This window comes from Pantoea sp. B623 (genome assembly GCF_024814475.1).
Taxonomy (GTDB): domain Bacteria; phylum Pseudomonadota; class Gammaproteobacteria; order Enterobacterales; family Enterobacteriaceae; genus Pantoea; species Pantoea ananatis.
In genome coordinates this window covers 3,353,048-3,378,560 of sequence record NZ_JANUXM010000004.1, presented here as the reverse complement: position 1 = coordinate 3,378,560, position 25,513 = coordinate 3,353,048, and the positions used below count along the sequence as shown (strand labels likewise).

19 protein-coding genes and 3 tRNA genes are annotated in these 25,513 nt (G+C 56.3%); 7 read left to right on the top strand and 15 right to left on the bottom strand.

Annotation, left to right across the window (positions count from 1 at the left end):
• Nucleotides 1-14: 14 nt before the first annotated feature.
• The 4 genes from rlmM to NXS97_RS17655 form a co-directional block, all read right to left on the bottom strand.
• Nucleotides 15-1,115, bottom strand: a complete 1,101-nt coding sequence (rlmM, locus tag NXS97_RS17670; RefSeq protein WP_028715735.1) for a 23S rRNA (cytidine(2498)-2'-O)-methyltransferase RlmM — start codon at nt 1,113-1,115, stop codon at nt 15-17.
• A complete protein-coding gene (locus tag NXS97_RS17665) occupies nt 1,108-1,503 on the bottom strand; it encodes a DUF423 domain-containing protein (RefSeq protein ID WP_028715736.1) in 396 nt (131 codons plus the stop codon). The genes rlmM and NXS97_RS17665 overlap by 8 nt, the downstream gene beginning before the upstream one ends.
• A gap of 50 nt (nt 1,504-1,553) precedes the next feature.
• On the bottom strand, nt 1,554-2,471 hold the full coding sequence (locus NXS97_RS17660; protein ID WP_014594466.1) for a transcriptional regulator GcvA: 918 nt from the start codon (nt 2,469-2,471) through the stop codon (nt 1,554-1,556).
• A gap of 336 nt (nt 2,472-2,807) precedes the next feature.
• Nucleotides 2,808-3,029, bottom strand: coding sequence for a YgdI/YgdR family lipoprotein (locus tag NXS97_RS17655; protein ID WP_013026969.1), 222 nt, complete (start codon nt 3,027-3,029; stop codon nt 2,808-2,810).
• Nucleotides 3,030-3,240: 211 nt separating this feature from the next.
• On the opposite strand from NXS97_RS17655, the gene csdA reads away from it, so the two are divergent.
• Complete coding sequence (gene csdA / locus NXS97_RS17650; RefSeq protein ID WP_116220035.1) at nt 3,241-4,449, top strand: cysteine desulfurase CsdA; 1,209 nt, start codon at nt 3,241-3,243, stop codon at nt 4,447-4,449.
• 2 nt (nt 4,450-4,451) lie between these two features.
• Entirely contained in the window at nt 4,452-4,901 is a 450-nt protein-coding gene (gene csdE / locus NXS97_RS17645; protein WP_014594468.1) for a cysteine desulfurase sulfur acceptor subunit CsdE, read from the top strand.
• Here the strand turns inward: csdE and tcdA are convergent.
• Both tcdA and mltA read right to left on the bottom strand, forming a co-directional pair.
• Entirely contained in the window at nt 4,898-5,698 is an 801-nt protein-coding gene (gene tcdA / locus NXS97_RS17640) for a tRNA cyclic N6-threonylcarbamoyladenosine(37) synthase TcdA (RefSeq protein ID WP_014594469.1), read from the bottom strand. The genes csdE and tcdA overlap by 4 nt on opposite strands.
• Nucleotides 5,699-5,747: 49 nt before the next feature.
• Nucleotides 5,748-6,896: a murein transglycosylase A gene (mltA, locus tag NXS97_RS17635; RefSeq protein WP_259232532.1), complete on the bottom strand. Its 1,149-nt coding sequence runs from the start codon at nt 6,894-6,896 to the stop codon at nt 5,748-5,750.
• A 204-nt stretch (nt 6,897-7,100) separates the two neighbouring features.
• Here mltA and NXS97_RS17630 point away from each other — a divergent pair.
• From NXS97_RS17630 to dsdA, 4 genes are all read left to right on the top strand, one after another.
• Nucleotides 7,101-7,177 (top strand) — tRNA-Met (locus tag NXS97_RS17630).
• Between the two features lie 61 nt (nt 7,178-7,238).
• Nucleotides 7,239-7,315 (top strand) — tRNA-Met (locus NXS97_RS17625).
• Nucleotides 7,316-7,376: 61 nt separating this feature from the next.
• Nucleotides 7,377-7,453 (top strand) — tRNA-Met (locus NXS97_RS17620).
• A 196-nt stretch (nt 7,454-7,649) separates the two neighbouring features.
• Nucleotides 7,650-8,978, top strand: coding sequence for a D-serine ammonia-lyase (dsdA, locus tag NXS97_RS17615; protein ID WP_116220036.1), 1,329 nt, complete (start codon nt 7,650-7,652; stop codon nt 8,976-8,978).
• Between the two features lie 130 nt (nt 8,979-9,108).
• Here the strand turns inward: dsdA and amiC are convergent, their stop codons facing one another.
• Entirely contained in the window at nt 9,109-10,353 is a 1,245-nt protein-coding gene (gene amiC / locus NXS97_RS17610; RefSeq protein ID WP_013026975.1) for an N-acetylmuramoyl-L-alanine amidase AmiC, read from the bottom strand.
• A 233-nt stretch (nt 10,354-10,586) separates the two neighbouring features.
• On the opposite strand from amiC, the gene argA reads away from it, so the two are divergent.
• On the top strand, nt 10,587-11,915 hold the full coding sequence (gene argA, locus NXS97_RS17605; protein ID WP_028723270.1) for an amino-acid N-acetyltransferase: 1,329 nt from the start codon (nt 10,587-10,589) through the stop codon (nt 11,913-11,915).
• Between the two features lie 34 nt (nt 11,916-11,949).
• On the opposite strand, the gene recD is transcribed toward argA, so the two are convergent.
• From recD to NXS97_RS17565, 8 genes are all read right to left on the bottom strand, one after another.
• Complete coding sequence (gene recD / locus NXS97_RS17600) at nt 11,950-13,797, bottom strand: exodeoxyribonuclease V subunit alpha (RefSeq protein ID WP_072404614.1); 1,848 nt, start codon at nt 13,795-13,797, stop codon at nt 11,950-11,952.
• Nucleotides 13,794-17,333 carry an exodeoxyribonuclease V subunit beta gene (gene recB, locus NXS97_RS17595; protein ID WP_013026978.1) on the bottom strand — a complete coding sequence of 1,180 codons (3,540 nt, stop codon included), beginning with the start codon at nt 17,331-17,333 and terminating at the stop codon, nt 13,794-13,796. Before recB ends, recD begins: the two co-directional genes overlap by 4 nt.
• On the bottom strand, nt 17,330-20,221 hold the full coding sequence (ptrA, locus tag NXS97_RS17590) for a pitrilysin (protein WP_116220037.1): 2,892 nt from the start codon (nt 20,219-20,221) through the stop codon (nt 17,330-17,332). The genes recB and ptrA overlap by 4 nt, the downstream gene beginning before the upstream one ends.
• 101 nt (nt 20,222-20,322) lie before the next feature.
• Nucleotides 20,323-23,700, bottom strand: coding sequence for an exodeoxyribonuclease V subunit gamma (gene recC, locus NXS97_RS17585; RefSeq protein WP_116220038.1), 3,378 nt, complete (start codon nt 23,698-23,700; stop codon nt 20,323-20,325).
• 112 nt (nt 23,701-23,812) lie between these two features.
• Entirely contained in the window at nt 23,813-24,139 is a 327-nt protein-coding gene (locus tag NXS97_RS17580; protein ID WP_019104747.1) for a prepilin-type N-terminal cleavage/methylation domain-containing protein, read from the bottom strand.
• The gene (locus NXS97_RS17575) at nt 24,099-24,503 is read right to left on the bottom strand and encodes a DUF2509 family protein (RefSeq protein WP_028715744.1); all 405 of its coding nucleotides are present in this window, start codon (nt 24,501-24,503) and stop codon (nt 24,099-24,101) included. Before NXS97_RS17575 ends, NXS97_RS17580 begins: the two co-directional genes overlap by 41 nt.
• Nucleotides 24,500-25,027 (bottom strand): prepilin peptidase-dependent protein, encoded by a 528-nt coding sequence (locus tag NXS97_RS17570; RefSeq protein ID WP_015699607.1) that lies wholly within the window; start codon nt 25,025-25,027, stop codon nt 24,500-24,502. The genes NXS97_RS17575 and NXS97_RS17570 overlap by 4 nt, the downstream gene beginning before the upstream one ends.
• Nucleotides 25,024-25,494, bottom strand: coding sequence for a prepilin peptidase-dependent protein (locus NXS97_RS17565; protein WP_013026984.1), 471 nt, complete (start codon nt 25,492-25,494; stop codon nt 25,024-25,026). Before NXS97_RS17565 ends, NXS97_RS17570 begins: the two co-directional genes overlap by 4 nt.
• Nucleotides 25,495-25,513: the final 19 nt, after the last annotated feature.

Here is a 25,513-nt window from a genome sequence, read left to right as displayed (position 1 = left end):
CCCGATCGGTTCGATTAGCGCTCGTCGCGACGGCCACCGACCGCGGCCCAGATACGACGAATATGCACCGTTACTTCTTCACGATCGTGGTAGAGCTGGCGTGCACGAATTTGCGCATTAATGCCATTTTCCGTGAGGCGCTGCTCGATCATGGCCAGATTCTGCGTGACTTCTTCATACCGCTTCTTCATGGGCAGCTTCAGGTTGAAAATGGCCTCACGACACCAGCCATTCACCAGCCAGTCCGCCATCAGATTGGCCACGCGAGCCGGTTTTTCCACCATGTCGCAGACCAGCCAGCTGATATTGGTGCGCGGTGGGCGGAAGCGGAAACCGTCTTCGCGTTCGTGAAAGACCTGTCCGGTATCCATCAGACTCGGTGCCATGGGGCCGTTATCCACGGCGTAGACCATCATGCTGCGCTGTACCAGCTGATACGTCCAGCCGCCAGGGCAGGCGCCCAGATCCACCGCATACATGCCGCTGGCTAACCGCTCATCCCACTCGTCGACGGGCACAAAAACGTGGAAAGCCTCTTCCAGCTTAAGCGTTGAACGGCTTGGCGCATCAGAGGGAAACTTAAGACGCGGAATGCCCATATAAAAGGGGGAATTGTTTTCTGGCAGCGAATAGCCCACGTAACAGGTACCGGGAGCAATAAAGAACACGTGCACGACCGGGCGTTTTGGGCTCTCGTAATTAAGCAGAATTTTGCTCTCACGCAGGCTGGCACGCAGGGGAACGGTAAACTTGCGGCAGAATTTGGTGAGCTCTTTTGCTTCATTGGTGTCAGGCACCTCAACACGCAGCTCGCCGCCTTTCTCGACCACACCGCTCAACATGCCAACGATCGGCGAAATACGATCGTCCTGGGGCAAGTCACGCAGCAGCTCGCCGACAACCAGCATCTGGCGGGCGAAAATCAGGGTTTCAAATGGCAGTTCCCGAATCAGCCTTTCCGCATCGGGCTGCTGATAGCATTCAAACAGCACATAACCGGCCTCTTCTTTTACCCGTGGAAAGCCGTAGACGTTACGCTCTGCGGCTTTCGCACTAATCTCTGCCGCACACTCTTTTTCAAAGCCGGAGCGGCAATACAGTAAAACTTTATTCATGGCGTTCTGCCTTGGTTTTAAGACGCAGTGCGCCAATCAACATCAATAGCCAGCCGACGAGGAAGAATACGCCTCCGACTGGCGTGATAAATACAAAAAACGTTAAATGCGACAGCGCCAGTGAATAGAGGCTGCCGCTAAATAATACGGTTCCCAGCGCCATAGACGCACTGCTCCAGTAAAACCAGATGTTACAGCGATACAGCATTGCCGCACCCAGCCCCAGTACAGCCAGCGTATGGTAAGCCTGATATTCCAGCCCGGTGTGAATCCAGGCCATTTCAGTGGCTCCCAGCGTTTTGTTCAACACGTGAGCACCAAAAGCACCAAATGCCACCAGGAAAAAGCCGCTGATGGCCGCAAAAATAAACATGGCACGTCTGGACATCAATCTATCCTCAAGGTGCGTTTGCAGGTCCCTGCAAAAAAATCAAAAAGTTACTGATCATAACGAAAGCGGAATTTTTCTTGTTCGGTTGCCGCTTTAGCGAGGATCCACTGTCGAAAGGCGGCTATTTTACCCAGTTCTGCCTGGCTGTCATGACAAACCAGATAAAAAGCATTTTTGCTCACTAAAACGTCATTAAACGGACAAATCAACCGCCCCGCTTCGATTTCGCTCTGCGCCATAACGTTATTGGCCAATGCCACGCCCTGACCATGAATCGCCGCCTGCAACACCATGGCGCTGTGACTGAAGATGGGGCCCTGTTGAACGTTGATATGCTGAACGCCGAGCTGGCGAATATAGGATTGCCAGTCACGACGCGACGCATCATGCAGTAGAGTAAAGCGAGCAAGATCCATAGGGGTTTTAAGCGGATTTTCCCCGGTCATCAACGCCGGAGAACAGACCGGCAGCAGGTATTCTGCGTAGAGTTTTTCCACCCGTAAGCCAGGCCAGTTGCCCCGACCATAGAAAATCGCCACGTCCACATCGTCGGCCAGTTTCTCCTCATCGCGGTCAACGGCCTGGATACGGACATCGATTCCCGGATAAGCCAGATTAAAGCTGGAGAGGCGCGGCACGAGCCATTGAATGGCAAAACTCGGCAGTAAACTGACCGTGAGCGCGCCTTTGGCACTGCGTGCCTGCAGCTTGCGCGTGGCTTCATTCAGGGCAGAGAAGATTTCTTTAATGTCCAGATAGTAGCTTTGCCCCTCTTCCGTGAGCAAAAGCGAACGATTCCTCCGCCTGAACAGCTTTAATCCCAGAAAATCTTCCAGTGATTTGATCTGATGGCTGACGGCAGCCTGGGTGACAAACAGCTCTTCAGCCGCTTTGGTAAAGCTTAAATGGCGTGCTGCGGCATCGAAAACCCGCAGTGCATTAAGGGGAGGAAGACGTTTTGACATGGTTATCCATAGCCAGCCTGGCAAAAAATACGCGAACTAATACAAAGGCTTTACGTATTAGAATTTATAATCCGAGACATTATAAATTGTCCGTTGATGAAGCTCCAGCAAATACCTATAGTTGCGCTACTTCCTGAGCCGGAACGAAAAGTTTTTAGATTTGTGAGTGAGTTCGCAGATTTTCTGAAAGCTTTTGGCTTGTGGTCGTGATGTTGTGTTTGCAATTTTGGTCTGACCTTTACAGATCAAGCTTTTTTAATTCCTGTAGATTTACCCTGTCTGTCCATTGTGATATTGAGTAGCACCGCAAATTGCGGTGCTTTTTTTATGGGCTTATTACTTCATTTCAACCATTTCTTTCACATCTGAACGGTTAATCTGCTGCTCATTGCCATTCGCATCTTTATAGCTGATCATACCGGTGTCAGTATCGACCTTTGGTTTGCCTTCAGCGACGATAGTGCGTCCATCATTGGTATGCATCACGTAGTTGCTTGAACAGGCAGCCAGGGTAAAGGCCATTGTACAAATGGCCAGCATTGCGGCGAGTTTTTTCATCTTCTATCTCCTTGCAGATTGATTGCACCAAACCCCCCGCGTTACGCTGACCAAAGAAACGGTCAAGTGCGATCGACTGTAAGTAGGTCGTCTCGCCATGCGGGTTAAGTTTATACCTTGCAATACTCAGCATAACCCGCTTTTCCAGCTTTGCCAGACAGACAGCCATCTTTCAGCCTGGACCTGAAAATTAACAACCTGTGAGCCACGTATGAGCGCCTTCAACCCTTCTTCATTTCGTCAGCAGTTTCCTGCGCTAAACGATGCCGGTGTCTATCTTGACAGTGCCGCCACCATGCTGAAACCGCAGACGGTGATAGACGCGACGCAGCAATTCTACAGCCTGAGCGCTGGCACCGTTCACCGGAGCCAGTTTGCTGCTGCCCGCCAGTTAACGGAGCAGTACGAACAGGCGCGTAGCATGGTGGCACACTGGCTGAATGCCGCCAGCGATCGCCAGGTCGTATGGACGCGCGGCACCACTGATGCGATAAACCTGGTGGCGCATGGCTGGTTAGCGCCGCGTTTACAGCCTGGCGATGAGATAATTGTCAGTGAGGCAGAACATCATGCGAATCTAGTGCCCTGGCTGATGGTTGCGCAGGCCAGCGGCGCGCGGGTGGTGAAATGGCCGATTGGTGCCGATCGCCTGCCGGATATCTCACTGCTGCCTGCGCTGATTAACAACCGGACCCGGCTGCTGGCGGTCGGGCAGATGTCTAACGTGACCGGCGGCTGTCCCGATCTAGCGCAGGCCATTGCGCTGGCCCACGCAGCAGGCGCAAAAGTCATGGTGGATGGCGCTCAGGGCGTGGTGCATTGCCCACCGGATGTGCAGGCGCTGGATATTGATTTTTATGCTTTTTCCGGCCACAAGCTCTACGGGCCAATGGGCATTGGCGTGCTGTACGGAAAAGCGGAACAGCTGGAAGAGATGCTTCCCTTACAGGGCGGCGGAAAGATGCTGACACAGGTCGATTTTACCGGCTTTACGCCGCAGCCCGTTCCCTGGCGTTTCGAGGCGGGCACACCCAACGTTGCTGGCGTTACCGGGTTAAGCGCCGCGCTCGGCTGGCTGAAGCAGTTGGATATGCGCAAAGCCGAGATGTGGAGCCAGCAGCTTGCCAGCCTGGCCGAGGAGCAACTGGCTGAACTGCCCGGCTTTCGTAGCTTCCGCTGTGGCAGTGCCAGCCTGCTGGCCTTCGACATTCAAGGCATTCATCACAGCGACATCGTGACGCTTCTGGCCGAGCACGGTATCGCCCTGCGGGCGGGTCAGCATTGCGCTCAGCCATTGATGGCGGCATTAGGCGTTGACGGCACGCTGCGCGTTTCGTTTGCACCTTATAATAATCTTCAGGATGTCGATGCCCTGCTGCGCGCCATGCGCAGCGCCATCGATCTCTTATCGGAGTTTTAATAATGAACACACCGCTGTTAGCGCCTCACCCATTCGGCGCTGAAATCACCACGGCTGATTTACAGGCTACCTTCTCCCGCTTTCATCAGTGGGAAGATCGCTACCGGCAGCTGATTTTACTGGGACGGCAGTTACCCGGGTTGCCTGACGCGTTAAAAACAGCGGATATCGAACTGAGCGGCTGCGAAAACCGCGTCTGGTTCGGCAGCCAACTGGGGGAGAAGGGTACCCTGCACTTCTATGGAGACAGCGAAGGTCGTATCGTGCGCGGTCTGCTGGCCGTGTTGCTAACCGCCGTTGAAGGCAAGACGCCAGCTCAGTTGCTGGCGTCCGATCCGCTCGATCTGTTTGAGGCGCTGGGCCTGCGCGCTCAGCTTAGCGCATCACGCAGCAGTGGCCTGAAAGCGCTGGCTGACGCCGTGCGGCAGAGTGCCCAACGGTATCAGGGTTAAGCCTGGCGCGCCGCGCGCGCCAGAAACTTCTTCAGGGCATGGGATACCGCAACAAAGCCGAAGGTGGCCGTCACCATCGTTGCCGCGCCAAACCCGGATTCGCAGTCCATTCTTTTCGGCCCTTCTGCCGTACTGCGTGAGGCGCAAACCGTGCCATCCGCCTGCGGATAAACCAGCGCCTCAGTAGAAAATACGCAGTCGATGCCCAGCTTGCCTTTGCTGTTCTTCACGACACCAAACTGTTTAAGGCGCTCGCGCAGTTTGGCCGCAAGCGGATCCTGGATCGTTTTGGCTAAATCGGTGACCTGAATTTGTGTCGGATCGATCTGGCCGCCTGCGCCACCGGTAGTGACCAGCGGGATCTTGTTGCGCCGACACCAGGCAATCAGCGCGGCTTTGGGCCGCACGCTATCAATGGCATCAATCACGTAATCGATATCGCCCGTCAGCAGGGTCGCCGTGTTTTCCGGCGTAATAAAATCATCAATGCACACCACTTCACAATCAGGATTAATGGCGCGCAGGCGATCCGCCATGACTTCCGTCTTGGCTTTACCCACGTTGCCATGGATCGCATGTATCTGACGATTGGTATTGGTGATGCAGACATCGTCCATATCGATCAGGGTAATCCTGCCGATACCGGTGCGTACCAATGCCTCTGCAGCCCAGGAACCTACGCCACCAATCCCAATGACGCAGAAATGCGCATCCGCAAACCGCTGCAGAGCCTGCTGGCCATAAAGACGTGCCGTGCCACCAAAGCGCTGGTGCCAGGCATCGTTTAACACTTTCATAGTCAAACCTGTTACAGAGTGCGGGCCAGAACGCCCGCCACATCAAAAATTAGTTAGCACCCAACAACAGGGTGCCGTTGTTGCCGCCCTGCGCATTGCTGAACAGCGGCTGACCGGCGCCAGGGGCAGATTTAAGCACCCATACGCGTCCATAATGGTTATAGAAACCGGCAAGATGAGCGGCATCCGGGCCCACGCCCTGATAAATGTCGAAGTGCTGGCCTTTGATGGCACCGCCAACATCCAGCGCCACCATCATTCGCATCTCATATTTACCGTTAAATTTCCCTTTTTCATTTAACTGCGGCACTTCTGCCAGCAACACCGTTCCGGCAGGAATCAGTGAGCGGTCTGATGCCACAGAAGCTTTCGCCACCAAAGGTACAGCGCTGGCACCGCGCACCGGCACATAGTCTTCAGGTTTGAAAAACACAAATGAAGGGTTGGTTTCTAACAGCGCACGCACTTCCTGCGGAGAATGCTCCTCAGCCCACTGGCGAATCGCCTGCATGGACATGTCTTCTCGCTTCACTTCGCCACGATCGATCAGCTCTTTACCGATGCTATGATAGCCGCAGCCGTTTTTTCCGCCATAACCAAAAAAGCGCATTGGACGCCCGTCGCCAAAATCAACGTAGCCGCTCCCCTGTACGTCCATAATAAAGTTATCGATGAGTGAATTACTCCAGGCAATCACATAGCGATCGTCCAACCCACCACTATATATAGAAGCACGGCTTGGCAGCTTTTGTCCGCGCTTACGTGGCGGCATCCGGTAAATGGGATACTGGAACTCACCCTGACGGGTGTAACGTGCCTCAACGACTGGCGTGTAGTACCCGGTGAACTGCACGTTGCCGTAATTGTCTGTGCCTTCCATCTGAAACGCGTCCAGACCAAACTGGCGCAGCTGGCGCGTATCGCCGCCGGCTATCAGCCAGTTTTCTACCGCACTGTAAGTACTGTTGTTACGGAGAAACAGGCCAGAGGAGGCAGACTGAATCTGCCTGACCTGTTCACCAAAGTCCCGGCCGTTAACCGGGCGGCCTTTAGCATTAGGTTGATTGACCAGCGCAAGGGGCTGATCCAGTTTGCCGTCTTTATATTGCTGACCCCGATCGGTTGGCTTACCGCTACAGCCAGCCAGCAGCGCTAAAAATGCGCCAGTAAGTGCGTACTTCGCCCAACGTCCTTTCATCTTCATCTCTTTTTATAACTGTTCGCCACGCGACGATAGCAAAGCCGTCATCAGAATGAAATCCATCCTGTTTCGTCATAACGGATATCGGCGCAATAAATCACCAAATGGAGGAATCCTTCATCAATTAACAGCAAATTTAGCCTTTTAGGGCAAAAAGGGGTTGCAACAATCATCGTGCGGAGTATAGTGCGCATCCACGGACGCGGGGTGGAGCAGCCTGGTAGCTCGTCGGGCTCATAACCCGAAGGTCGTCGGTTCAAATCCGGCCCCCGCAACCAATTCTTCTGTGATTTTGCTCATACAGAAGAGACAATGTGAAAGTCGCTATGCGCAATCGGACGCGGGGTGGAGCAGCCTGGTAGCTCGTCGGGCTCATAACCCGAAGGTCGTCGGTTCAAATCCGGCCCCCGCAACCAATTCTTCTGTGATTTTGCTCATACAGAAGAGACAATGTGAAAGTCGCTATGCGCAATCGGACGCGGGGTGGAGCAGCCTGGTAGCTCGTCGGGCTCATAACCCGAAGGTCGTCGGTTCAAATCCGGCCCCCGCAACCACTTTAAACACCTGAAAGGGTGTTTTTTTGTTTCTGAAATTCGCTCAACCGCCAGCGTAGTCAACTCTCCTTCTCTCCCTCTTTTTAAGCTGTTATCGCGTTTTGCCACTCAGACAGAACCCTGTTCAGGCCGCAGCTATTGCTCTTGCCGCTATATTTCTGTTTTGATAATTCATTCGGACATCACAAGGTCTGCTATGAATAACCACAATATTGCTACACTGACCACTCAGTTTCCGCAGGTCGCGGATTTAATTGCGCTCAATGAAACCACCTGGTTTAATCCCGCCACGACCACCGTCGCAGAAGCCTTACCCCATGTTGGCCTGACGGCCCAGGATGTTGAAGAGGCACATGCACGTCTGAAGCGGTTTGCACCTTTTCTGGCACAGGCCTTTCCTGAAACGGCCGCCACGGGAGGAATTATTGAGTCGGAGCTCGTAGCCATACCGGCGATGCAGGCGCGGCTACAAAGAGAATACGGACAACACATTGCGGGTACGCTGCTATTGAAGAAAGACAGCCACCTGCCAATTTCTGGCTCAATCAAAGCGCGTGGTGGGATTTATGAAGTGCTGACCCATGCCGAGAAACTGGCACTGGATGCAGGTTTACTGACCCGGGAAGAGGATTACAGCAGGCTACTCTCGCCTTCGTTCAGGCAATTTTTTAACCGGTACAGTATTGCCGTGGGCTCAACCGGCAATCTTGGCCTGTCGATTGGCATCATCAGCGCCCGTCTTGGCTTTAAAGTTACCGTGCATATGTCGGCGGACGCCCGCGAATGGAAGAAAGCCAAACTACGCAGTCACGGCGTCACGGTAATTGAGTATCAACAGGATTATGGCGTAGCGGTAGAGCAAGGACGTAAAGCGGCAGAGTCCGACCCGGACTGTTTCTTTATCGACGATGAAAACTCCCGCACCCTGTTTTTAGGTTATGCCGTTGCCGGGCAGCACCTGAAGGCTCAGTTTGAACAGCAGGGCCGCGTGGTTGACCGCCATCATCCGTTATTTGTGTATTTACCCTGCGGCGTGGGCGGTGGGCCCGGCGGCGTCGCCTTTGGTCTGAAGCTGGCTTTTGGTGAACACGTTCACTGCCTGTTCGCTGAACCCACCCACTCTCCCTGCATGTTGCTGGGCATCTGCACGGGTTTGCACGAGGGTATTTCGGTACAGGACATCGGCATCGACAATATCACGGCAGCCGATGGACTGGCGGTCGGACGCGCTTCCGGCTTCGTTGGCCGGGCCATGCAGCGCCTGCTGGACGGGCTCTATACGCTTGACGATCAAAGCCTGTACGACATGCTGAGCTGGCTGGCGCAGGAAGAAGACCTGCGGCTGGAGCCCTCGGCCCTTGCCGGTATGGCTGGCCCCCAGCGCGTCTGCAGTGCCACAGCTTACCTGCAAATGCACGGTTTTACCGCGGCGCAGTTAGGTCAGGCGACACATCTGGTCTGGGCAACGGGCGGCGGAATGGTGCCGGAAGACGAAATGGCCCGTTATCTGGCAAAGGGGCGCTGAGCACCCGGCGGCCTCTGAACAGCAGGCCAACCTGCGCGGCCTGATCCTGAAGCCGCGCGGAATCGCTTTCCGGTCCTGGTGTCTCAGCAGGCCAGGAAAATGCGCCAGCGGCCGTTTTCCTGAGGGTTACTCAGCGATGAGCCAGTGCGACACCGCTTTTAAAATAGGCTTTGATTCCTTCCAGTATCGCCTCTGCCACCTGATGCTGATAGCGCGTGGTGCGCAACTTACGCTCTTCTTCAACATTACTGATAAAGGCCGTTTCCACCAGGATAGAGGGAATATCTGGTGCCTTAAGCACGGCAAAACCGGCCTGATCCACAGTGCGTTTGTGCAGGTGATTGATGCGCCCCATGCGGTGCAAGACTTCTTTACCAAACTTCAGGCTGTCATGGATCGTCTGGCGCTGCACCATATCAAACATGGTGTGATCCAGATAGCGATCTCCACTCATGCTGACGCCGCCAATCTGATCGGCTTCGTTCTGGGTTTGCGCCAGGAAACGCGCCGCCGCAGAGGTCGCGCCGCTGGTGGACAGCGCAAACACGGAAGAACCGCGCGCGGCCCGGCTGGTGAACGCATCGGCATGAATTGAGACAAACAGGTCGGCACGTTGCTTGCGTGCTTTAGCAACCCGCACCCGCAGAGGAATAAACACATCCTCGTTGCGGGTCATGTAAGCCTTCATGTTGTGCTCTTTTTCGATCAAGGTTTTCAGCCGACGGCCAATCTTCAGCACGATATCCTTTTCACGTGTTTTATGTTTACCGTGGGCACCGGGATCTTCACCGCCATGCCCGGGATCGATCATGATGATGATCGGGCGATCGCGTCCCGCTTTACCGGGCAGAGGCGCCTGAACGGCCTCATTTTTTTCCAGATCGCCCTGATTGTAATCTTTAAGTAATGCCAGAAGCGGATCATCTTCAACGCTATCCTGGCTGGGATAGAGATCGACCACCAGTCGGTGTTTGATCGTGGACACCGGGTCAAGGCTGAAGATTTTAGGGGACACGTTGCGTTTCAGTTCCAGTACGACGCGCACGGTATTGGCATCAAACTGCCCCACTCTGGCGCTTTTAATAAAAGGATCGTCAACACGCACGTGCTGATTCACGCCCTTAAGGACTGAGTTAAGATGCAAGCCATCGATATCAATGACCAGGCGGTCAGGGTTCGTCAGGGCAAACTGCTTGTACTTAAGCGCGACGTTAGACTCCAGCGTCATACGCGAGTAAGTGGAAGAGGGCCAGATGCGGACCGCTAAAATATGGCTGGTCGCGGCCATACTCACACCGCTGACGCTGAGCAGTAACAGCGCCCCTGTACCTTTTAATAATCGTCTACGTGAAACCAGGGGATTACCTTCCGACATGCCACTCCAGCTGTTATATAGTGTTTAAAAAAACGGCAGCCAAATAAAATGGCGGCGAAAACTTTATCCAATCCTGCAGGCAATGTCACCCCGGAAACCCCAAATAATGCAGGCTGTTAGCGGCTTTGGCACCAAAAAAAACGTAAATTATCGTCAGGATTAGCGCTTGCAAAACGATGGCTAAAGGCATAAAAATACACAAAATACGAATAAACATTCACTGAGGGTTAGCCGTGAAGGAACGTAGTACCGAACTGGTTCAGGGTTTTCGCCACACCGTTCCCTATATCAATGCGCATCGGGATAAGACATTCGTCATCATGCTCGGCGGTGAAGCCATTGAGCATGAGAATTTCTCCAGTATTGTCAATGATATCGGCTTGCTGCATAGCCTCGGTATCCGTCTGGTCGTGGTGTATGGCGCGCGCCCACAGATTGATGCCAGCCTGGCGGCACATCAGCTGGAACCGGCTTACCACAAATATACCCGTGTGACCGATGCTCAGTCGCTGGAACTCGTCAAACAGGCCGCAGGCCGGCTGCAGCTGGATATCACGGCCCGGCTCTCAATGAGCCTGAACAACACACCTTTGCAGGGCGCGCACATTAACGTGGTGAGCGGTAACTTCATTATTGCTCAACCGCTCGGCGTGGATGACGGGGTGGATTACTGCCACAGTGGACGCATTCGTCGTATTGATGAAGAGGCCATTCATCGTCAGTTGGATAACGATGCCATTGTGCTGCTTGGCCCGGTGGCGGTGTCGGTGACGGGTGAAAGCTTTAACCTGACGTCTGAAGAGGTTGCCACCCAGCTCGCCATTAAGCTCAAGGCCGAAAAGATGATTGGCTTCTGTTCTGAACAAGGCGTGATCGATCGTGAAGGCAATATTGTCTCGGAGCTCTTTCCTAACGATGCGCAGGCGCGTATCGATGAAATGGAAAGCGAAGGCGATTTTCTTTCAGGCACCGTGCGTTTTTTACGGGGCGCGGTAAAAGCCTGCCGCAGTGGCGTGCGCCGCAGCCATCTCATCAGCTACCAGGAAGACGGTGCGCTGCTGCAGGAGTTGTTCTCGCGCGACGGCATCGGGACGCAGATTGTGATGGAGTCGGCCGAGCAGATCCGCCGTGCCACCATCAACGACATCGGCGGTATTCTGGAGCTGATTCGCCCGCTGGAGCAGCAAGGCATTCTGGTGCGTCGCTCACGTGAGCAACTGGAAATGGAGATCGATAAATTCACCATCATCCAGCGCGATAACCTGACCATCGCCTGTGCCGCGCTTTATCCGTTTATGGATGAAAAGATTGGGGAAATGGCCTGCGTCGCAGTGCATCCGGACTATCGCAGTTCATCGCGTGGCGAGTTGCTGTTGCAGCGCGTCGCGCTACAGGCTCGGCAAATGGGGCTGGAAAAACTGTTCGTGCTGACTACGCGCAGTATTCACTGGTTTCAGGAGCGCGGTTTTACGCCGGTGGATATTGAGTCGCTGCCAGAAAGTAAGAAAGAGATGTACAACTATCAGCGCCGCTCAAAGGTGCTGATGGCGGATTTAACCTGACAGTCACCGGGCGGCAGCCATGCCGCCCTTGCTGTTACGCCTGCCCGGCCGTCCCTAACCTTTCCACCAGCCCGCTTCGCCGCTGCGTTTGCAGCTGTACGGCGCGGTCAAATATTGCACGATCGCTGTAAAGCGTCAGTTGACTGCGCGCACGCGTAATTGCGGTATAAACCAGCTCGCGGGTCAGCACCGGCAGAAACTGGGTCGGCATGACCAGCGCGGTATGGTCAAACTCCGATCCCTGCGACTTGTGTACCGTCATAACCCAGGCGGTTTCATGAGACGGCAAACGGCTGGGCTGAATCGCTTTCACGCTGCCGTCTGGCAACGGAAAAAAGACTCTGAGCTGGCCTTCCTCATCGCGCAGAGTAATACCGATATCGCCGTTAAACAGCCCCAGTGCGCTGTCATTACGGGTGATCATTACCGGCCTTCCCGCATACCAGCGGCTGCCCAACGCAGGACGTCTGATGCGCTGCAGCTGCATCAGGCGTTGCTCAATGCGCTGATTCAGCCCGTGCACGCCAAAGGGCCCTTCACGCAGGGCACACAACAGCTGATAACGGCTGAATGCGTCAATAACCTGCTCTGGCGTAGCCTGATGCTGAACGGCATGCAGATAGTCGCTATAACCCCGCGCTACCTCGTCCAGCATAGCCTGATAAGCGTCGCCGTCGTTCAGCGGCTGAAAAGAAACATCCTGGTGTCCGGCGGCAAAAATCGCGCTCATCTGGCGCGCATCGCCCTGGTTCACCGCCCGTGCCAGCTGACCTATTCCGGACTTTTCATCAAAACGATAGCTCTGTCGCAGCAGGCAAATGCTGTCGCGAACGGCTGGCGCGGCCTCAACATCGTCGCCTGTGAGCGTGCAGCCGGTCAGGGCCGTCAGCTGTGCAGCCCGTGACGGGCTAAATCCTGTTTCGCTGCAGCGGCAAATATCCCCCAGCACGGCGCCCGCCTCCACCGAAGCCAGCTGATCGCGATCGCCCAGAAAGACCACGCGCGCATGCTGTGGCAAGGCAGAGATCAGTTTTGCCATCATGCTCAGGTCGACCATTGAGGCCTCATCGACCACCAGCACATCCAGATGCAACAGATTGCCCGCGTGATAGCGCAGACGCTGCGTGTCCGGTTGTGCACCCAGCAGGCGGTGCAGCGTCGTCGCTTCCGCAGGGAACCGGGCGCGCTCTTCCTCGCTCACGGCCAGTCCCTGCAGAGCTTTACCCAGCGACTCCGTTAAACGGGCCGCGGCTTTGCCCGTGGGCGCCGCCAGCTGTATGCGCAGCGGCACCGTATTCAATCGGATTAGCGCAGCCAGCAGCTTTGCCACCGTGGTGGTTTTACCGGTTCCCGGCCCACCTGAAATCACGGCGGTTTTTCGCGTCAGCGCCACGGCTGCGGCAATCTTTTGCCAGTCGTCTGGACGGCTGCCAAACAGGCTGGTCAGTACCTCGCTGGCCCGGTGCGCATCAAATGTTCCTTCGTCGGGCTGCAACGAAAAAAAGCGCGCAACCTGCCCTTCGCTCTGCCACAAGCGATGCAGATACAAACGCTCATGGCTCAGCACCAGCGGGGTGACGGCACTGCCATCACTGATTGCTGACCAGCCCGCCAGTGCAGCATGCACATCGTCCGGCGCGCCTGCGGCCTGCCACAGTGCCTGGGCCAGGGCCGGCTGACGCCCCGCAAAGAGTCCGGCCTCGCTCAGATTAGCCAGCGGCAGACAGACGTGACCTTCTCCGGCATCGGCACTGACGCAGGCCGCTGCCAGCAGCAGAAAAGGCTGGGCGTCATCCGCAATCAAGCGGGCAAACTGTATATCCAGAGGACGCAGTAAACGCTTTTCGACTGCCTGGAGCAGTAAGGCGTTTATATCACTCATAACATTTCCTCTGTATTGCCAAACAGCCTGTCCATTTCATCAATAAACGCCGGGTCGGGTCGGGTGGCGAAAATGCCGTTGTCGGCCGGGCTGCCATCGACGCCACGCAGAAACAGGTAAAAGACGCCGCCGAAATGCTGTTGGTAGTCATAGCCTGCCAGACGATGCTGGAGATAACGGTGCAGCGCCAGGGTATACAGCTGGTATTGCAGATCGTAGCGGTGGTCGATCATCGCCTGCTCCATCGCCTCGGGCGTGTATGCGGCATGACTTTCCCCCAGCCAGTTCGATTTATAATCCAGCAGATAGTATTTTCCCTGCCAGCGGAACACCAAATCAATGAACCCTTTCAACATGCCTTTCACCTGGCGGAAATCCAGTGCCGGACCGCGCTGCGACAGCGGATCGTACCGGCGTACCAGCGCATCCAGATCGGTCGCGGTCAGCAGGTTATTGATCGGGAGATAAAATTCCATTTCAATCAGCCGGTCGCGGCTGTTAATACTGGCCAGCGTTACGCCTTCCTTGTTAAGCGGCGTTGTCAGGACGCGCGCAATCCACTGCTGAATGACCGGGAGCCAACTGAGTGAATACCCGTTTTGCTGGAGCTGATCTTCCAGCCACAGCGCCTCTGGCGGTTCGGTGAAATCGATTGATTCAAACAATCCGTGGAGAAACGTCCCGGGTGCCGCACCGCGCGGAAAATGGTGCGGCGTCAACAGGGTATCCTCTTCGTCTGCCGTTTCGCCTGCGGCGTCGATATCAAATTTAGGCAAGGCGTCCAGCAGCGGTGAGCTACCGTGCTGCTGCAAACCCGAATAACTGGTGACGCGCCAGCTGTCGGCCAGCGCTCGCGTCATTTCCCGACTGCTCAGCGCATCGTTGCTGCCCTGGCCTTCATGCCAGATCGCCCCGGGCTGGAGCGCGCTGCTGATAACCTCAATTCCCGCGCCCTCAAGCGCCTGCAGATGCTGACTGAGCTGCGCGGCATCGGCGATTTCGCCGCGCTGCACCAGGAAACCGAGCGCGCTTTTGTGCAAGTCGCTTTCACCCGCTTTTTTACGCGCGCCCTTAATCAGCGGTGCAATACCTACGCTGCAGTGGTGAACCGAACGGGTCAGAGCCACGTAGAGCAGGCGTAAATCCTCTGCCAGGCGCTCCTCTTCTGCCAGCGTCAGGCTGTACTCATCCCCCTGCACGTCCAGCATCGCAGCAAAGCTTTCACGATCGTGATACAGCGCACTGGCGGACTCGCGGAATCCGGCGGCAAAGGGCAGCCAGACCAGGGGATACTGCAATCCTTTCGACTTATGAATGGTGACGATTTGCACCAGATGACGATCGCTTTCAAGACGCAGTTGCTGACTGGCGGCCTGGCTATCGGGACGGGCAATTTGCTGCGCCAGAAAACGCACCAGCGCATGGGTGCTGTCGAGCTGAACCGCCGCTTCCTGCAGGAGTTCACCCAGGTGCATCAGATCGGTTAAGCGCCGTTCGCCATTGTCTGATGCCAGCATATTTTCGGCCAGTTGCCGCGTGATCATCACGTCGCGCAGCATGGGTAAAACGCCGCGCTGATGCCAGATTTGCTGCCAGCTGACGAACTGCTCCACCAGTGCATCCCAGTGGCGTTCGTTCTGCGCCAGCGCGTCCAGTTCGGCGGCATCAATAGCAAAGATGGACGTCGCCAGCGCGCTGCGCAGCAATCGCTCCTGTTCAGGTGACTGAACCGCCTGCAGGAGCCATAACAGTTCGCGCGCTTCCGGCGTGGTGTAAACGCTGTCGCGGCTGGAAAGATAAACGGAGGGAATCGACAGGCTGTTTAGCGCATCGCGGATCAGGCTGGCCTCGTTACGGCTGCGCACCAGCACGGTAATGTCCGATGCCTTAACCGGCTGCAGGGCATCGCCTTTACCAATCAGCGCCTGCCCCTGCTGTCCGGCTACCAGCCAGCGGCTGATATCCGCAGCACACTGCTGCGCCATAAATTGTTGGTAATCACTTACTCCCACACCTTCACCCGGCTGAAGCCAGAAGCGCAGCGCGGGCTGCGGTTGCTGCTGATAAATCAGCTTCAGGGCCTGATTAGGCGCAGCCGGACTGACCGGGAGAAAAGGAATGGAAGAGAACAGAAACGGCGAATCAACCTGTGAAAACAGCCGGTTAACGCTGTCCACCATGCCAGGCGAGGAGCGCCAGTTAGTATCTAATGTGTAGTGAGCACTAACTTCACTACGGGCGCGCAGATAGGTAAAGATATCCGCACCGCGGAAGGCATAAATCGCCTGCTTGGGGTCACCAATGAGTAGCAGGGCCAGCTCTGGCTGATGCAGATACAGCGTACGAAAGATACGATACTGCTGCGGATCGGTATCCTGGAATTCATCAATCAGCGCGACCGGGAAGCGCCCGCGAATCGTTTCCGCCAGCAGTGCCCCGCCCGGCTGTTGAAGCGCCTCATCCAGACGGCTCAACAGGTCATCAAAGCCCAGTAGTGCGCGCTGACGCTTTTCGCGCTGGACCGCCTCGCGGACCTCGGTCAGGGCCTGCCAGATAATGACGTCTCGCAACGTCAGCGGTTCGGCCAGAAAGCGATCTACCGCATCAAACAATGCATGCTGCGGTGCCTCGCCCTTTTTGGTCTTCTCGTGCAGCACCTGCTGTCCAAAGCGCTCCAGCTCTTTGGGCAGTTGATAATCAAGCGTTTCGCTCTGTGCCCACTGGGTGACTTTAGCCACCCAGTTAGGTAAGTGCTTACTGCTATAACTGCGCTTATCAACACCAGACGCGCTAATGAGCCCTTCCACATCGGCGCTGGCAGCCTGCCACTGCTGCTTAAGGGCGTTAATTCGCTCAAGATTGGCCGCATGGCGGGAGGCCAGCGTTTCCTCTGGGCGAGGTGGGCGCCTGAGCGTCGGTGACTCCCCCTGCAGCCAGGGCCGCAGCGTGGTCAGTAAGCTGTCCGGCCCGCTCCACTCCGCCGCAATGACTCTGGCCACATCCAGCGACAGGGGATAACACTGGCGACGCCAGAAATCGGCCGTGGCCTGTCGGAGCAACGTTTGTTCGTTTTCAATCAGCTCCTGCTCGAACAGCATGCCCGATTCAAAAGCGTTCAGGTTAAGCATGCGCTGACAAAAGCCGTGGATGGTAAAAATTGCCGCCTCATCCATTTGTCGCTCGGCCGCCAGCAGTTGTGACGCGGCCTGGGGCAGATCGGCGATCTGCTCCATCAGCTGTTGGTGCATGGGGTTATGGCTTTTACCACGCACGCAGGCCAGACGTAGCTGATGGATATTGTCACGGATACGACCGCGCAGTTCAGCCGTAGCGGCTTCGGTAAAGGTCACCACCAGAATCTCTTCGACGGACAGCGGCCTGCGCCAGGCGTTCTCGCCGCCCAGCCCTAATAGCAGACGTAAATAGAGCAGGCCGATCGTAAAGGTTTTACCGGTCCCCGCTGACGCCTCAATTAACCGCTCGCCGCTCAGCGGCAGCGTTAACGGGTTAAGCGACTCGGGTCTTGACTGCATCATTGGGTTTCACTCTTTACCGGCAGCGACTGCTGCAGTTTGGCGATTTCCTGCCAGGTTCTCCAGCCAGGCAGCGGGGCAAATTCGATTTTACGCTCGCCGCTTCCGGCGATCTGCGACGTCATGGCCATGCCTTTTTTCTGCATCACGGCCTGATGAAAGAAATCGGCCAGGCCGGCAGGCGTAAGCAGCTGGACCTGCTCTATCAGCTTTTGCCGGGTATCGAAATCGTTGTTCTGGCGATCGAAATCGCGGCTGAAACGATCGGCTTCTTCGTTCAGCGTTTGTGGACGCTGTCTGAGATCGTTGAGCATCGCCTGCTGATACTGCGTAAAATCGGCCTGGCTCATCGTACGCAGACGCTGCTCAGCCTGGGGATAAAATGCCTGATAGCGCTGCATCAGATAGGCGGGCTGCTTGCTGTTACTCTGCAACAGAAAACCAATTCCCCACTGACGTCCCACCGGCATCCGGAAGGCAAAGACGGCATAGCCCAGTTGCTCTTCCGTCCGTAGCTGATTGTAAAACCATGGCTGCACGATCTGGCTGAGCATCGCGCTGTTGGCCATGCTCTGGTATTCGTCATAGCCTAAAGGAATATAGAGCGCGGCCAGCGCAGAGTCTGTGCTGCTGCCGTGCTGCTCCAGATTCGCCTTTAACGGCTTTTCAACGCTGAGGTAGTTGCTGTGCCAGTAGTGAGTCCCTTTGCACTGCATCTGCTGTTTCAGATCGCGTCCCAACTGCGTGACGCTGTCGGCGCTGAGGTTGCCAACCGCCATCATCTCCGGCGTGGCATTTTTTATTAACGCATCGCGGTAAGCCACCACCTCATCCAGCGTAATGCCGCTCACCAGTTTGCGGCGTGTTTCTCGCTGAGTATAAGGCAGCTGCGACAGGAGCTGCATTGGCTGAATAGCCTGCTCAAAGGCTTTGCCTTTTTCGGCCGCGTCCAGTCGCTCCAGGTACCAGGATTTAGCCTGCTCCAGCTGCGACTCACTGGGCTGGAAGGTGCGATAACGATCCACCAGCTGTTTAAGCAAGGCGGGCAGACGTTGCGTAAAGCCACTGGCGTTAAAGACCAGACCATCGTTCTCACTGGTCGAAAAGCTGATACCGCCAATGGAGGCCTGTGAGCTCAACTCATCCAGCGCCAGGCTGGCCAGATAGTCATTCAGACCAAACAGCACCTGCTGGCGCGCATCGCTGATGGCCTGCTGGTTTCGCAACGCCACGGTAATGCTGGCTTTGGGCTCATTCGCATAGAACTGGCTTGGCATCCAGTAAATGCGCATCCCGAAATCGTTATCCAACTTTACCGGATGGCGATAGGTCTTCTCTGCGGCAGAAACCAGCGTAAAATCATCGGGAATATAGGGATTCAGCACCGGCATCGCGAGCTGAATCCCGCGCCCGCGCTGCTGCCACTGCGCAAAAGTCTGAGCGCTAATTTTATCTACCTGATAGGGCGCATTGACGAAATAGGCCAGCCTGTTGTGCGGCTCCTGCGGGCTGATATACCAGATGCGCGCCTTCTGCGGCGTCATCTCTTCCAGACGGGCCTGAATCGCCCCGGCATCGTAGCGGTCGGCAAGATAAGGGGCATCCAGCGTATGCTCTACCGGTACCCGCAGCATCGTATCGGCCAGCCACTCGATGTAGTCCATGTTGCGGGTAATGGAGGGATAACGGAAATCCAGCGCCAGAACATGTGAAACTTCGTCGAAGTAGCGACGATCGATGCCTTTTTCGCGCAGCATGGCAATGTAGCTAAAGACGGCCGCCACGACGTCGTCGCGTTGGGCGAGGCCTTTATCGGTGAGTGAGACGCTGATCGTAAAGATGCCGCTGTTGCGCTCGGTAACCGGATCGGCTCCGGCGCTAACGCCATCGGCCAGCCCCTGTTTTTGCAGCCAGTCAGCCAGCGTATTGGAGCTACGGTTGCCAATTAAATAGCCGATGAGCGTGTCCGTTTTACTACGGAAGCGATCGCTGTTATTCGGAATGCGGAACTCAATTTTGAGCTGTTTACGGGGTTGTGCAGGCACATAATGAATAAGAATACCCTGCTGCGCCTCGGTGACAACAGGCTCGTTAATCATCGGAACGCTGGCATTGTGGTTAGCCACCCGACCAAAGGTGTCTGCCGCAATGGCGGCCATCTGCGCCAGGGACTGGTTGCTGTAGATAACGGCCTTCATCAGGTTGGCAGAATAGTGGCTGTGGTAAAAGTCCAGCAGCGCCTGATGCAGGTTACTGTCGGGTTTATCTCGCAGGGTTTCAAGATTGCCCCCATAGAAGTGCGCTGCCGGATGGGCCGGATTGATCGTCTCGGCCCCCACCTGCCCCATGCGCAAAGCGTCGCGCGCGCGCGCCATTGTCAGCTCAGCATTGACCGCATGACGTTCCCGATCGGCATTGACCGGATCCAGTAACGGTGCCGCAATGGCGTCGGCCAGGCGATCGACGGCAGGCGCAAGGGCATCGTTTTCCACTTCAAGGTAAAAAGCGGTGCGGTAGGACGCCGTGCTGGCATTGTGGCTGCCACCATGCTTTTTGAGGAAGTCCGCCAGGCTGTCAGGTTCCGGATAACGCGTTGAGCCCATCAGCACCATGTGCTCAAGATAATGTGCCAGGCCAGCCTGTTGCGCAGGATCGTCCAGTGAACCAATCGGCAGGGTTAAAGCCGCCAGCGATTTAGGAGCATCCTTGTCTGACACCAGCAGCACGGTCATGCCATTATCCAGCGTAATAGCCTGATACTGACGCGGATCCTGTTCGCTTTTACCGATGGTACTGTTAACGGGCTGCCAGCCCTGGCCCGTTTCGGCCTGAACCGTAAACGCCACCAGGCTGAACAGAATGGCCAGGATCAAGCGTGCATGTGTGCGCATGTAAACCTCTTACGTTACCCAAAAGCCGCCTTGCCAGCGCATTGGCGGCTGAAAATACAACAAACGTTCGTTGGTGTTCTCATCACCTGCAAAGGTGTGACTTACCGATCGTCCTGATGGGCCTGCAGCACCGGTGAGTACCAGCACGCCGCCGCCTCGGTTATGCGCTGTAGCTGGGATTCGTCCAGTACTCTGCACAGCCGCTGCAAATAGGGATCGCTTCCCTCGCCCTCCTGCTGATAACCCCCCACCCAGGCCGCCAGCAAATTGTTGCGGGCTTTGAGCTGCGTGGCCTCATCACTGAGGAACTGATGGCTTTTCTTATCAAAACAGGTGCTGATCCAGGCGCCCCCGCTTTTAGTCAGGAGCATCAAGGGTTCGCGCATTCCTTGCAGATAACCTTGCATGTAGCGCGCTAACTGGGCCGTGGCGTCATCCGGCGCAACGGCGTGGAAGCACCAGTAGCTCTGCTGGCGGCCAAACATGCGGCTTCTGCCGTTACCGCCCAGTGCACAATAAACTAAATGTTCGAGCCACAGTAATAAACCATCATTGATATTCAGCACGCCTGGCCGCCAGCGCAGTAGCCCGTCACTCTGCACCTGAGTCAGCCAGCCGGACAGGCTGACGCCGTCCAGATCCAGATTGATTTCCCAGCTTTCCCCTTCGCTACGTTGAGAGGTGACGTCTGCCGCCACCTCATGCATCTCTTCACGCTGAGCCTGCCAGAACAGTTCACCAAACGCGCCATAAGGTAAGTTTCCGGCAGCGCGGTGATGGGCATAAAGACGATCGGTGTCCTCGCCTGTTACCAGTGCATTCAGCAGTTGGGCATTAATCTGGTAACGCTCCAGGCTATCCAGCGCAAAGGGTTCGCTGTCGGGGAGTTCATTTTCTTCAAGCCAGAAACTCACGCCCAGGCGTTGCTGAAACCAGGCCCGCACGGGATGACGCCAGAATCGCAGGAACTGTTCAAGGGCTAATGTCTCTACGGGCGGCGTGAGCAGGGGCTGAACGAAATCGGGCTGGGGCTGACCCGTACCCCGCGCGGCGGGAAGCCATTCGCGGGCAAAACTGTGGGCTGCCGACGCGGGCTGAAAGTTCTCGGGCGCGAACGGCATCCGGCTGTGTAAGTGTTCCAGATGCGCCCTGACCCGGCGCGCGCTCTCGTCCAGATCCTGGTCTTCATCGCCTGGCAGATAAAAACTTTGCCCAATATATTCCAGTAATTCTGTGACCAGCACGGACGGATAACGTTCGGTATTGTCCTGTATCGCGCGTCCGATATAGCTGATATAGAGCTGTTGCTGCGCGGAGATCAGGGCCTCCAGAAACAGGTAACGGTCGTCATCACGGCGGCTACGGTCCCCTTTACGCGACTGCTGTTGCATCAGGTCAAATCCCAGCGGCGCCAGGGTACGCGGATAAACGCCATCGTTCATCCCCAGTAAACACACGACGCTAAACGGGATGGAACGCATTGGCATCAGGGTACAAAAGTTGATTTGTCCGGCGAGAAAACGCTGACTGATACGCTGCTGGTCCAGTCGGCCGCGCAGATCGTCGCGCAGCAACACCACCGGAATGGGCTCATCGAAGCGTGCGTCCATGCCGTATTCAATCAACGCCTTCCACTGCTCTTCCACCAGCAGCAGTGCAGCTTCAGTTTCGGGATCGGCCGTAAAGAATGCATTGAGCAGCTCGCGGCACAAAGGCAGCCACGCTTCCAGCGGGCGCGGTTCGGACAGCACCTGACGCCAGTGGTTGAGCCGCGACAGCAGCTCAGCCAGATGACCTGCCAGTTCGGCCACCAGTCCACTTGACTCATCGTAGGGCAGGATGCCCTGCCAGTCGCCATGCTGGCTTTCCATCGCATAGCCAAGCAGCATGCGTTGCAGCCCAAAGCGCCAGGTATGCTGACCGGTAACCGGCAGGGCCAGTGCCTCAACGCTGGCATCATCCAGCCCCCAGCGTACGCCCGATTCGCTCACCCAGCGCCGCAGTAAACGCAGCCCGCTTTCGTCAATCGAGAAGTGGTTCGCTAAGGCGGGCACGTCCAGCAGCGCCAGCACATCTTCGGAGACGAAACGGCTGTCGGGCAGCGCCAGTAAATGCAGAAAAGCCACAATCGCCGGATGCGCCTGACTGGCACGGCGGTCAGAGATGGCAAATGGCAGATAACGTTCGGCCGGAGCATTAGCAAACACGGCCTGAATAAAGGGCGCATAGGCGTCAATATCGGCGACCATGACAATGATATCGCGTGCTTTTAGTCCGGGATCCGCCTCCATCCGCGCCAGTAAATGATCCTGCAACACTTCCACTTCGCGTTGGGCACTGTGGCAAACCTGTATGGCGATGGAACGATCCGCTGGATCCAGACAACGCTTTTGCCCACTGTAGGCCAGTTCGTCGGCCGTCAGACCGATCACGGCCTTGTCCTGCAGATTGAGAAGATCGTGCTGCATGCTGTGCAGCAGGTTGTCTTCCTCTACATCGACAAAGGCGTCAATTTCGCTGTTAAGATCCATCTGGCTGAGCAGGTAAAGGTTATCGCGCCCCAGCTTGCCCCAGGAAGCCAGGAGCGGGTTCGTGAGCTGCTGCTCGCCTTCGTCACTGAACAGCGCAGGCGCACGCGCCACATCGCTAAACAATCCACGATACTCCTCCCGATCGTGGCGGCGACGCTGACGACTTTGTAACTTCGCCAGAAAAGCATAATCCTGAATGTCGCCCCAGTAGTCGCGGCAGGGATTCGTGAACAGCAGATAGATATCGATATGTCGCCCCAGCGCCTGTAACGCCTGAAGGTAGACCGGCGGAAGCGCTGATATGCCGCAAATAAAAACCCGTTCGGGCAGGTTGGCTGGTGGGGTCTGCGTCTGCTCCAGCGTATGGATAAAGCGCGCATAGAGGTTGGCACGGTGCCATTTAGGCTGGCCCAGCTCCTCGGTGTAATTCACTAAGTCACGCCATAGCGCCGCCTGCCAAATCTGGGCATCGCCCAGGCCGTCGATGTGCTGACCCCGCTCCCAGCTGTTCAGCCAGTCGGCGCGATAAACCAGATACTGGTCAAACAGGTCAGCGACGCGGGCACTGAGCTGAAACAGTTTGCGCTTGTCACCATCATCGCTCAGGTAATGACGCAGTGAGGCAAACTCATCCTGTAGCAGCAGCGAGGGTAAACGGTGCATCAGCTTCCAGCTCATGCTGGCTTTGCTAAAAGCGCTCTCGACCGGAATGTCCGGCAGTACGCGAACAAACATTTCCCAGATAAAACTGGCCGGTAGCGGAAATTCAATATTCGCCGCAATGCCAAAGGTGTGCGCCAGCTCCATCTGTAACCATTGCGCCATGCCCGGACTTTGTACCAGCACCATTTCTGAGGCAAAAGGATCGTCAAGCGGATCCAGTTTAATCACTCTGGCTGCCAGGCTTTTGAGCAGATCAAGCTGATTAGAGTGATAAACGTGAAACATGAAAACTCCTGTGGAAAATCAAAACGGCATAGCGACCTCAGAGGATACTCACTCTACCGCGTATCGCATTTCAAGCCTACCAAAAGGCGGGTAAGCATAATGCCCTAACCGCTTAACAGGTTAAACGCATCAGGCTGGCGTGACGTTGATGCGGCCCGCTTACCTCGGCTTTTTCCAGCACACAGCCTCCCGGACCTTGTGTTTTCTCGAAACGGGATTGCCAGCCTGGCACCTCGTGGCCAAGCAGTCGCTGCTCTGCAACGCGCCAGGCTTCTCGTTGCTGCCACTGCTGACTGAAACCCAGCGTCAACACCCGGTGATACTGAAGCAGAGCGCTGGTGCTCACAGCCATCAGTAGCAGGGCAAACAGGGCTTCCGGCAGGCTGAACCCACGCGCGTCAGAAACATTGCTCTGACGCGGCCAGCGGGCAGTAGTCAATCCAGCCCTGCGGCAAAGGGTGAATGGTGCTGCCCTGCACCCGTACCCAGCGCCACAGGGCCATCTCGCCAGTGCGGTCTTCACCTTTAAGTAATCCTTTGTCATCTGCGGTTCTTTGCAGGCAGCTCTGCCAGCCATACCGGTTCTCCTGTTGGCAGAATAACGGCGGCTGCTCGGGCCACTGTAAGGTCAGCCCCCACTGCAGCGCCGACTGCGCCTGCCAGAATCCCTGAATGAAACGCTGCTCATCGGCAACCCCGCGCATCCCCTGCGTCAGCATGTCGCGGCTGGCGTGTAGCGTTATGCCGCCTGTCAGCATGATGATTAACACCATCCCCAGCGCGCTGTTGCCCTGCGCCTTCACAAATTCATGCCCTCTACCCAGCGCACCACTGTTTCCTCCTGCTGACCCGTTCGCCCCTGCAGCATTATCCTGACCCGCTGGCCTTCCCGCTGCAGTTCAAAGGCTTCCACAGAGAGAAACGCGGGGTCGGACAAGCGCTCCCAGCCACTGCCATTGCAGTTATCCACACCGCGCTGCATCTCCAGCTGCTTTTGCCGCAGCCGGTAGCCGTAATAGTCGCTTTCACCTTGGCTGATATCTTCCCAGCGACCGTTGCTGTTCTCATCAAAGCGGATAAGCAGGCAGCTCCCGGTTATTGTTAATCCTTCACGGCCACATTCTCCCTGGCAATAGCCTGCCCGTCGCACGGCTTTTTCCAGTGTAGACAACATCTGCTGCAGCTCCGTTTGCAATTGCACCCGCTGTTGCAGACGGAGATTTTCCCCCAACAGCAGCGGCATAAAGCGCCCTGCGCCCACCATCAGTACCGCACTGATGGCCATCGCAATCAGCATTTCCAGCAGGCTAAATCCGGCCACTTTCATTCGCAGCCTGCTTCCTCTGAGGAGCACAGGCGAATCCGCGCCCGTGACGAGATGATCAGCCGGATTCGTCCCGCTGGATTGACCAGCTCAATGCTGCCCGCTCTGGCCACGTTGCGCCGTCCGTAAAAGCCTGGCTCACCGCGCAGCGGCTGCAAGGTCACGCCCGTGTGCGGCGCAATAAAATGCAGGCGTCGGGCGGGATCACAGCCGTTTACCGGCGCATCGCCAACACCTAAGCACCAGGGCTGCATGGTTCGCGCCCATAACACAAAGTCGCGGTTTTGCCAGTTGGCCTGCGCCCGTACGCTGAGCAAAAAAAATTGCAGCTGGCGAGCGCTGTCACGCAGTTGCTGACGCTGCTGCCAGCGCTGCCAGCCCTGCGTGGCAAACGCGCTGAGAATGCCGACAATCACCATGACAAACAGTAGCTCTGCCAGCGTAAACCCTTTTGATGTTGGTCTTTTCATGGCAACAGCGTGCGATCTG

What these genes read in the sequence shown, in the direction of transcription:
- NXS97_RS17660 (WP_014594466.1), bottom strand. Translation starts at nt 2,471, where the DNA reads ATGTCAAAACGTCTTCCTCCCCTTAATGCACTGCGGGTTTTCGATGCC.
- amiC (WP_013026975.1), bottom strand. Translation starts at nt 10,353, where the DNA reads ATGTCGGAAGGTAATCCCCTGGTTTCACGTAGACGATTATTAAAAGGT.
- csdA (WP_116220035.1), top strand. Translation starts at nt 3,241, where the DNA reads ATGAGCGCCTTCAACCCTTCTTCATTTCGTCAGCAGTTTCCTGCGCTA.
- recC (WP_116220038.1), bottom strand. Translation starts at nt 23,700, where the DNA reads ATGTTTCACGTTTATCACTCTAATCAGCTTGATCTGCTCAAAAGCCTG.
- recB (WP_013026978.1), bottom strand. Translation starts at nt 17,333, where the DNA reads ATGATGCAGTCAAGACCCGAGTCGCTTAACCCGTTAACGCTGCCGCTG.
- NXS97_RS17570 (WP_015699607.1), bottom strand. Translation starts at nt 25,027, where the DNA reads ATGAAAGTGGCCGGATTTAGCCTGCTGGAAATGCTGATTGCGATGGCC.
- NXS97_RS17665 (WP_028715736.1), bottom strand. Translation starts at nt 1,503, where the DNA reads ATGTCCAGACGTGCCATGTTTATTTTTGCGGCCATCAGCGGCTTTTTC.
- dsdA (WP_116220036.1), top strand. Translation starts at nt 7,650, where the DNA reads ATGAATAACCACAATATTGCTACACTGACCACTCAGTTTCCGCAGGTC.
- tcdA (WP_014594469.1), bottom strand. Translation starts at nt 5,698, where the DNA reads ATGAAAGTGTTAAACGATGCCTGGCACCAGCGCTTTGGTGGCACGGCA.
- ptrA (WP_116220037.1), bottom strand. Translation starts at nt 20,221, where the DNA reads ATGCGCACACATGCACGCTTGATCCTGGCCATTCTGTTCAGCCTGGTG.
- csdE (WP_014594468.1), top strand. Translation starts at nt 4,452, where the DNA reads ATGAACACACCGCTGTTAGCGCCTCACCCATTCGGCGCTGAAATCACC.
- recD (WP_072404614.1), bottom strand. Translation starts at nt 13,797, where the DNA reads ATGAGTGATATAAACGCCTTACTGCTCCAGGCAGTCGAAAAGCGTTTA.
- rlmM (WP_028715735.1), bottom strand. Translation starts at nt 1,115, where the DNA reads ATGAATAAAGTTTTACTGTATTGCCGCTCCGGCTTTGAAAAAGAGTGT.
- mltA (WP_259232532.1), bottom strand. Translation starts at nt 6,896, where the DNA reads ATGAAAGGACGTTGGGCGAAGTACGCACTTACTGGCGCATTTTTAGCG.
- NXS97_RS17565 (WP_013026984.1), bottom strand. Translation starts at nt 25,494, where the DNA reads ATGAAAAGACCAACATCAAAAGGGTTTACGCTGGCAGAGCTACTGTTT.
- NXS97_RS17655 (WP_013026969.1), bottom strand. Translation starts at nt 3,029, where the DNA reads ATGAAAAAACTCGCCGCAATGCTGGCCATTTGTACAATGGCCTTTACC.